This is a genomic window from Novosphingobium sp. TCA1, assembly GCF_009811895.1.
Taxonomy (GTDB): domain Bacteria; phylum Pseudomonadota; class Alphaproteobacteria; order Sphingomonadales; family Sphingomonadaceae; genus Novosphingobium; species Novosphingobium panipatense_A.
Genome location: NZ_BLJH01000065.1, coordinates 1 through 8066, shown reverse-complemented (window position 1 = coordinate 8066; position 8066 = coordinate 1). Strand labels below are relative to the sequence as shown.

The window sequence follows — 8066 nt, the reverse complement described above, 5'->3', positions numbered from 1 at the left end:
CGCCTGAAAATGCAGCCCGATGGCCACACCCGAATTTACACCACATTGACGGACGCAACCGCAAATTTCGATAGAGGGAGGCATTATCCATCGGTCAGCACTCCGTCATGGCGAGCCACCGCGCCGTCCAGCGGGCTCGTCGAGCGCAATCGCCGGTATCTCGCCCCGACAACTGCGACGAAGATGACCGCGATCTCGCCTACGATGGCGGCAAAACTCAATGCCAGTGCAATAGCAGCTGCGTCAGAAAAGAGCTGCTGTCTGCGATGAATTTCAGCCAATTCAGCACATCGCTGGTCGCCGGTTATTTCAATCACACAGTGGAAATTGGTGTTCCCTTGGATCGCCTTTGCGAGATCTTCCAATCCCGCTTGGCTGACTACATTTGCAAGCTGCTGATCTGGATTCATCACTAAGAATCTCCCTATCTGCTACGTTCGATGTTGCGTTCCGGAAGCTCGACTTCTTTGTTTGGCGCGTCATTCATGAGTTCGCGCGGAACAGTCGGATTAAAGCCCGCGTTTGCTGCGCTGATAGCTGAAGCATTCACGCCGCTCTTGCTTGACATGGAGCCGCCGAGCTGCTTCTCCCCGGTAACTTCCATCGCGCTAAGCTTGTCGCCGGGGTTTGCATTTATCGTCTCGAGGAGACGGTCCCTGTTATCGGTGACGATTTCCATGTCGAAACGGACACGGGTCAGCATCACATAGGTCAGGCGCTGCGTCGCAAGCTTGCTCTCCGCAGAGTGAACGACCCCGATGCCTTTATCGGTCGTCATACCCTGCGCCTGATGCATATTGATTGCATATGCGAGCCCGAGGCGTTCAAGCATCTTGTCGGAACGATCCAGCTCAAGCACTTTGCCGGCCGCGTTCTCGATCATCACATGACCTTCGGAAATCGACAGGACGCGCGCCTGGTCGGAGTTGAATATCTCCCGCTCTTTATCGTTGGCCCGCCAAAGGATTCTGTCGCCCTCATGGAGCGTCGTGGCCATCTTCTCTGACAGCTGAATGCTGTCAGACTTGTCGACAGGGTCAATATTTTGGGGGTCGAAACGCAGCGTCTTACCATGCTCGTCCCGAAGGCTGACTTTACCCTTTTGAACGCCCGTGACCTCATATCGGCCACGCGAGAGGCCGCCTGAAAGGGAGTTGCGCGTCACATCGAGGACATGGCCCTCCTTGTAGGTTTTTGCGTAGCGAAGCTCCTCTCGCGTCGCGTTCACCTGCTGCAACGTGGTAAGGCGTAAACCATCACCCGTGATTGTGCCTTCTGTCTTCAGGCCCTCCTGTACGAGTTCATTCAGTTCCCCGCGTGTCAAACGTCCGGATGCATATAGCGCTGTGCGTTCTCGCTCCTCGGTGCTCAGCGCCAGCCATTTTTCGGCCGCCGCTTTCAGGTAATTGCCCTTTTCGCTTTGAACTCGCTCACCGAGTACCTGGAAGGCCTCTTTGAATTTTCCCTCCCGCCCGAGCGCGGCCACTTGTTGCATGTGGGGCGTCTTCTGCCTCTGGCTGATCTCCATCACCGACATTGCGGGCTTGTGCGCCTGAATGAGCTCGAAAGCCTTGCCTGCATCGATCGACTGTAACTGGCCTCTATCGCCCACCATGATGAGGCGTTCGACGCCGAGGCGGTTGGCGATCATCACCAGGTTGTTCATCGCCTCGTTTGCGACAAGAGACGATTCATCGAGAACGAATATTTTACCTGCCAAGTCTTCTCGTGACTTCTCGAAAGCCTCACCCTGGCCCGCTAGAGCACCCTTGATGTGTGCATTTACAAAGCTGGATACGGTATCAGCTTTGATCTGAGCCTCGTTCCGGAGCATCGAGACCATCTTATTGGCAAATGCGAGGCCAACGGTTTCCTTGCCTTCCTCGGCCGCGAGAGCCTTAATACTCTGGATCAGTGTGGTCTTGCCGGCGCCGGCAACGCCCTGGACCACAACAATGCGGTCGCTTGTTGAAAGTGCCAACGTGGCGGACGTGAGCTGCTCGGGATTGAGCGTGTGCTCCGTGTTATGCGCTTGCAGGCGTTCAGCCACATCAGAGGCAGGCACGATCTGGGTACTCGCCTCACGCCCCTGATCGATACCCGCAAGCAGTTTACGCTCCTGCGCCAGGTGTTCCGGTGTCGTGACGTGTGTGAATGAAGAACCGGGTATGAGCTGACCGCTTTTAATCAAGGCGTTTACCCGCGCGTCCACCCGATCGATAGTCACCCCCCGGATTCCAAAGTCCAATGCCGTTTTGGAAACGTCATCAACCTTAAAGGCAGCCTCACGCTGACCAAGGTGACGAACTGATGAGGCTACGGCCAACTCGGTACGAAGCTGGTTAGGCGTCAGGATGAGCCTCGCCAGTCCGGTGGTGGTTAGCGAGTCAGACCCCCGCAGGTACTGCGCTAGTGCGGCATAGAGAGAGGTAACGACCTCTTGGACTTTCCCGACAAATCCGAGAGGTTTGTCATCCTGAACCGTTGAGCGAGAAATCGCCTGCTCCACCAAAGCCTTGCCATCAAAACCAAGCGCGGCAGCTCGGGACTTCCATTGTTCACGAAGCGCTGATCGGTCCTCGAGATTAATTTTGGGATCGCGCGTCCTCTTCGTTATCTCTCGCAGGCTCTCCGTATCGGTTTTTTCCCGACCTAACTGGCCGGCCTTTTCCAGTATGTCTTGCCGCCGCTGGCTGAAGGCCTCGATGACAGCTTTTGGCACACCTGCAATCTCGAACTGACCATGCTTTCCAGTCAGATTGATATCGTATCCAAGCTCGGACAACTTCTCGCGAAAAGCCGCATGATAGGCAGAACCGATCATGGAATTGTTCTTCCAGAGCGGATTGTTCCACAGCGCCTGCCAGGAACCTCCCGCAGTTTTCGTTATCGCAGCAATGACAACATGTAGATGCCCTTGTGGATCGAGCTTTCGGCTCGTGTCATGCTGGAAGATCGCATAGACCAGGTTGCCAGTTCGAACAGGTTCCCCGTTGCGGGTCCGGCTATAATCACGCGCCTCTGCCCTGGTCTTCTCGACCCAGCTCATCGTCTCCTTGACCGCACTCATGTGCGCATCAAGAATCCGCTTGTCGCCCGCGACATAAGCCATGACGCTTGCTGATTTCGGCATCGAGAACGTGAGGTCGGTTCCGATCGTCCGCTTGGCAGTCTGATTTACGCCTGTTCCATCCGGAAGAACCCCGTTTAGGATCGCCTCAAAGGCGCTGGCCTTGACCTCTCCGGATAGGCCCAGAGCTTCGGCACCTTTCCCACCCCAGGCCGATGTCTCCGATGAATGTTCACCGGTGTAATAGTCATCTTTTCCGAAGTATGATGCCGCGCCGCCGGCGGACTTCACAGATGCGACAGAGAGCATGTTCTACATCTCCATTCCGCTGTCGTCGGAAAGGTCAGGCTGCTCCCTTTCTTGCTCAGTACCGATGCCCAATCGCTGCTCCCGCTGGATCAGGCTTTCCTGCTCATCCCGATGTGAGCCGGGTGATTTGCTGTCTATTCGCTGGTCAGCGGTTTTCAAACGCTGAGCGTCACTATGATCGCTTGGCGCAGATCCTCTGGATGACTCCTCCTTATCCGAAGCGTCCTCCCCGGACTGCTGCCTCAGGCGATCTGCAAACCCCGAGGTATGAATGTTGGCAGAATCCGATTTTGAAAGGTTTCCGAGCTTGGGAGGAAATGCCTGTGCAAACTTCTCAGCTTCCAGCTCAGCATCGCTTTTCCCTTCTTCGGGGGCCCCATCAGGACGTCGCTGATCCGTTGCCTGATCAGCTATCAGGATGTCCTGGTTGGCAGGGCCGTCGGTCTCACGTCCCTCCTCTCCCTTAGGCGCATCAGACTCATCCTCTGGAGGCTTGTACTCGCTGGCGCGCATGTGAGTTACACGTTCGAAACCTTCCGCGACTGGCGGATAGTCTTGGTAGGTAAGTTTGATCCGGGCAGCAGGAAATCCATCCGGAAATTTCACGAAGCCGTGAAGCGCCGGCATGTCCTTGATGTCGTCGGGCATGACGAGGTGCTGAACCTCTTTGCGCGGAGTGATAGTGGAGGCGTCGCGAGTGCTGTTGTAGCCGTAGGAGTATGCCTCATCCATCTGGCGAACCTCGCGACTTCCGATGAAGTCTGAACACCTTTTTGCCGTCTCCAAATCTGGGGTTTTCAGGATCAGTTTTGTACCCGCCAGAGAGGTCAGACCGATCGCCCCATTCTCACCATAGGTCTCGGACAGCATCGCGAACGAGTGGATGCCCAGGACAAACGCCCCACCCACTGCGCGTGCCGTCTGGAGACCATGCTCGATCGCCGGGAGGCGATGCAGAGCGTGCACCTCGTCAAGCAGGAACCAGGTGCGAAGGTTGCGAGTGCGGCCGATACGGAACAGGGCATTCACCGCAAGGTCCATCCACAGCGTCAGCAGCGGCCGGTTGAGCACGAGATCGTTGTGGTTGGAGGATATGAAGAGGATCGATCCCTCGTTCTCGGTATCCGCCATCCAGCTGTTGATCGAGAAGCCCTCCTTGCCTGGCATCGGGTCGGGAATGAACCGCAGAGCGTTGGCGTGGGTGTTGAAAGTGGCCCGGATCGACTCTGCCATCTTGGCCGCCTGCGTTGCGACCAGCGGCGCTGCTACCGTGTTCTCCAGCTCCTCGCTGATGCGCTTCAGGTCCGCCTGCATCAGGTGATAGGCAAGGGCGCCATTCGACATGGCTTTCTTCTCGATCAGCTTCATGCACATCTCGGTGAAAAGCGTGCGCGCCGCCTTCTGCCAGAAGTCGTCCTCGGCGTTCCTTCCACTCGGGATCAGTGCCGTGGCAGCTGAAAGGAAATCGGAATAGTTGTCGCAGTCGGTGAAGATGGTCCATGGCTGGCAGCGCTTGTCCATCGTGTTCAAGATGAAGTCCGTTTTGGGGTTATAGAAACTCTCGATGAACGAACCGGTCAGATCGAAAATCACGCAGCGATGACCCCTCGCGCGCGCCTGCGTCACTATCTTTTTCAACTCTGTGGTTTTACCCGCGCCGGTCGTTCCGATCAGCATCATATGGCTCTGTTCCAGGCGCCATGGGCAAGGCAGAGTGGCAACCCGATATGGAGAGTGGAAGCCCTTCGCGATGCGCTCCAGCAAGGGTAGTTTCAGGACCGCCTGCGGGGAGGCCGCCGGATTGCGATTGGCGCACTCCTCCTCGAATGCTTTGGTGTTAAAGGCACGTATCTGGGCGTCCAGTTCAGCCCGCTCAATCAGCAGGGATCCGCGCTCATGACGCTCCTTCAGAATGTCTGATCCCCGCTTGCGGGAATAGTCCACGAACCAGATCGTTAGCGGCGCACAAATGAAGATCGCGCCGAGCGCTGAAGCTGCCAGCAGGTGCAGAAATTTCGACCAGGCGAAGACCACGGCAGGATGATGCGGAACCCACGGCATCAACCCCACGACTACGCTATCGTCGGGCAGTGTGAGGTGGACTTCCTTTTGCGGATTGAGCGAAACCCAATTCCACAATTCCGCGTACATTTTCATCAGCACGAGCTGCAACTCGTGCTCTTGAAAATAGAAGGTCATAATCGTGGATGCGAGTGCAGCTGATGTCACCGCCCAAACGATCACCGGCAGGCGGATCCCTGCCCATGTCATGGAGGCTTCATGGGTGAAAAGTTGTGAGCCACGTGTGAAACTTCCGGCGTTTCTGACGATCTCGCCGCGCGAAGAATGATGTTCGAGCGTGGCCGCCTTTTTGCTGAAGCGGATGTCTTCCTGCGGCCGCCTAAACATGGTGCCGCTCCATGTTTTCCTGAGCGGTTTCTAGCAGCTTCTTGAGGCTTTCCTGGCCCTTGGCTTCGGCGCGCGCGAGGCAGTCCTCTGCGACGATTTCTAGGGTCATGAGAATGCGGCTAAGGTTTAGACCCTTACCGGAGATCATCAACGGCGCACCGAAGTTGATGATCTGGCGAACAGCCTCAGAGCGGTCGCAAGATTGCGCAGCGGCAACCTGATCGACCAGCGCCATTACACTGGGTGGAACGCGGACGCTGAGTACGAGAGTGGCTAGAGGGGAATTCATCCACGTTCTCCGGAAAAAGAGAGCGTGGCTTGGATATCGCCCGATATTTATAAGTGATCTCGGCGCCTCTGTCCAATCCTCGAGCGTATACGCGTGTCACACATATAAGTTACTGATAAAACGCTGTTATATGGCTTGTGGTGGCGGCGTATGACGGGCGTATACCTGTATACGGGTGTCTACACATTGATTTTCAACGATAATCACCACGGCTCTGCCGTATTCGGTGTGCTAAATTTAGGGACTGCCCCCAGTTCCAGCCCTGTCTCGATTTAACCAGGTTCCAGTGGCGGGAAACGGCGACCCGTTGGAACCAAAACAGCCGTAAGGCTGCTGATCCATCCGGCCCCATACGGCGTGGTCCACCCAGCGGAGTTCGAACCGCGCGGATGAGGCTATCCATCGTTATTGTCATCTTGAATAACTCCAGATTCCGTGAACGTCGAAAGAATGAACTCGGCAAATTCCTATCAGAAAAATAGGCTCGCAATCGGGTGCAAAATCGGAGAACATGGGGGGCATTTTCACCTGGTTGAGGGAGTAGATTATGGCGTCGAAACTTGATCGCGAACGCGAGGCGATTCAGCAGGCCGAGGTCGAGTTGGAGGAGCGCAAAAAGCGCTTGATTGTTCTCGAGCAGGAGGAAACCGAAAAGGAGATCCAGCGTCTCGTGAAGAAGGTTGGATCGCGCGAGGCGATCGGAATTCTTGGACTCGCTGCTACCATAAAACCAAGGGTTGCAATTGAAGCTCTTGAAGCATGGGTGCGGGCTAATCCGGTCAAAGCGAAGCCGAAGATGGAACCGGAATTGCAGAACGCTTGAGCGCGCAATCCGGTCATGCGGATCGCAATAGCATCTTGCAAAAAAGGGGCGCCGCATGACTGATCCGGCGCCCTGAGTTTTATCGGCGAAGGGAGGCTTAGACCCACGCCAACATTGGATCCGTATTCCCGTGTTCGATGGCACAGTAGCTAGCCAAATAATCGTAAGCAGCATCTAGACCGAGTTCGCTGAATCTCTGACGTGTGGCTGTCTGGCTCAGCATTTCACGAAGGCGCGTGATGCAGATCGTGCCGGAGGTCTCCCGATCAAGACCGAGACATTTGAGAACGCTGTCGGCACGGTCTTTTGACATCGTTATCTCAGGAGATAGCGCGATGTGTTCGCTCACACATAGCGACGCAAAGTGATCGCTCGCTCCCTTGGATATTCGTAGCGACCTCCCGTGAAATTGAGCTTCTTCTGCAATGGCGAGAAGGTCGTCCCGTCCTACGAATATTTGAGCGAATTTTGCGAGAGAAACGGAGTTAGCGTTGAACTCGAAGTTCATGGCAATGCCCTCAACTTCCCCCGCTTCGAGCTCGGTTGGAACTCCGGTATCTAGAATGTGGTTGTAGATCGCAGCCAGGTGTCGCGCGCCCAAGCTTGCTGGCTTCGATTTTATCGGCGTAGCCGTGTCAACGATGCGAAAGATGGTCAGCATTTCTCACTCCTGCTGCAAGTCCATCTTCCTCCATCCCCCTCTCCTTTATCTGTATTTATCGGACGCATGGTGATCTCATCGGCCGTGACGTGACCCGCAAGGCAGACCGCGCGAAGCGAGACGGGCGAAGGCCCGTCAGCGAGCAAGGGACTGCCGCGCGGCCGCTGCCCTTTCCGCTGGCGGGCGACCCTGCCCATGGCGCTCCGCAGGCGAGCCGGGGGCGATGCGCCAGGGCCGCGACGGCGGCCCGGTGCAAGCCCGATCGGCGATGCCGTGACCCGCAAGGCAGACCGCGCGAAGCGAGACGGGCGAAGGCCCGTCAGCGAGCAAGGGACTGCCGCGCGGCCGCTGCCCTTTCCGCTGGCGGGCGACCCTGCCCATGGCGGTCCGCAGGCGAGCCGGGGGCGATGCGCCAGGGCCGCGACGGCGGCCCGGTGCAAGCCCGATCGGCGATGCCGTGACCCGCAAGGCAGACCGCGCGAAGCGAGACGGGCGAAGGCCCGTC

Annotated in this window: 7 protein-coding genes; 1 reads left to right on the top strand and 6 read right to left on the bottom strand. The window is 56.9% G+C overall.

The annotated features are described in order from the left end of the window. Positions 1 to 83 precede the first annotated feature (83 nt). From NTCA1_RS27295 to NTCA1_RS27280, 4 genes are read right to left on the bottom strand one after another with little or no spacing between them, the layout of a single operon-like run. Positions 84 to 413, bottom strand: coding sequence for a hypothetical protein (locus NTCA1_RS27295; RefSeq protein WP_159832411.1), 330 nt, complete (start codon positions 411 to 413; stop codon positions 84 to 86). Between the two features lie 11 nt (positions 414 to 424). After that, a complete protein-coding gene (gene mobF, locus NTCA1_RS27290; RefSeq protein WP_159832410.1) occupies positions 425 to 3379 on the bottom strand; it encodes a MobF family relaxase in 2955 nt (984 codons plus the stop codon). Positions 3380 to 3382: 3 nt separating this feature from the next. Continuing rightward, positions 3383 to 5788: a type IV secretion system DNA-binding domain-containing protein gene (locus NTCA1_RS27285; protein WP_159832409.1), complete on the bottom strand. Its 2406-nt coding sequence runs from the start codon at positions 5786 to 5788 to the stop codon at positions 3383 to 3385. After that, entirely contained in the window at positions 5781 to 6077 is a 297-nt protein-coding gene (locus NTCA1_RS27280) for a hypothetical protein (protein WP_159832408.1), read from the bottom strand. The genes NTCA1_RS27285 and NTCA1_RS27280 overlap by 8 nt, the downstream gene beginning before the upstream one ends. A 547-nt stretch (positions 6078 to 6624) precedes the next feature. Here NTCA1_RS27280 and NTCA1_RS27275 point away from each other — a divergent pair. Then, entirely contained in the window at positions 6625 to 6900 is a 276-nt protein-coding gene (locus tag NTCA1_RS27275; protein WP_159832407.1) for a hypothetical protein, read from the top strand. Positions 6901 to 6997: 97 nt separating this feature from the next. Here the strand turns inward: NTCA1_RS27275 and NTCA1_RS27270 are convergent, their stop codons facing one another. Both NTCA1_RS27270 and NTCA1_RS28890 read right to left on the bottom strand, forming a co-directional pair. Beyond that, the gene (locus tag NTCA1_RS27270; RefSeq protein WP_159832406.1) at positions 6998 to 7561 is read right to left on the bottom strand and encodes a hypothetical protein; all 564 of its coding nucleotides are present in this window, start codon (positions 7559 to 7561) and stop codon (positions 6998 to 7000) included. 319 nt (positions 7562 to 7880) lie between these two features. After that, on the bottom strand, positions 7881 to 8066 hold a 186-nt coding region (locus tag NTCA1_RS28890; protein ID WP_236549608.1), incomplete at its 5' end, for a hypothetical protein.

Coding starts and splice junctions, on each gene's coding strand:
- mobF (WP_159832410.1), bottom strand. CDS start 3,379: ATGCTCTCTGTCGCATCTGTGAAGTCCGCCGGCGGCGCGGCATCATAC.
- NTCA1_RS27270 (WP_159832406.1), bottom strand. CDS start 7,561: ATGCTGACCATCTTTCGCATCGTTGACACGGCTACGCCGATAAAATCG.
- NTCA1_RS27280 (WP_159832408.1), bottom strand. CDS start 6,077: ATGAATTCCCCTCTAGCCACTCTCGTACTCAGCGTCCGCGTTCCACCC.
- NTCA1_RS27275 (WP_159832407.1), top strand. CDS start 6,625: ATGGCGTCGAAACTTGATCGCGAACGCGAGGCGATTCAGCAGGCCGAG.
- NTCA1_RS27285 (WP_159832409.1), bottom strand. CDS start 5,788: ATGTTTAGGCGGCCGCAGGAAGACATCCGCTTCAGCAAAAAGGCGGCC.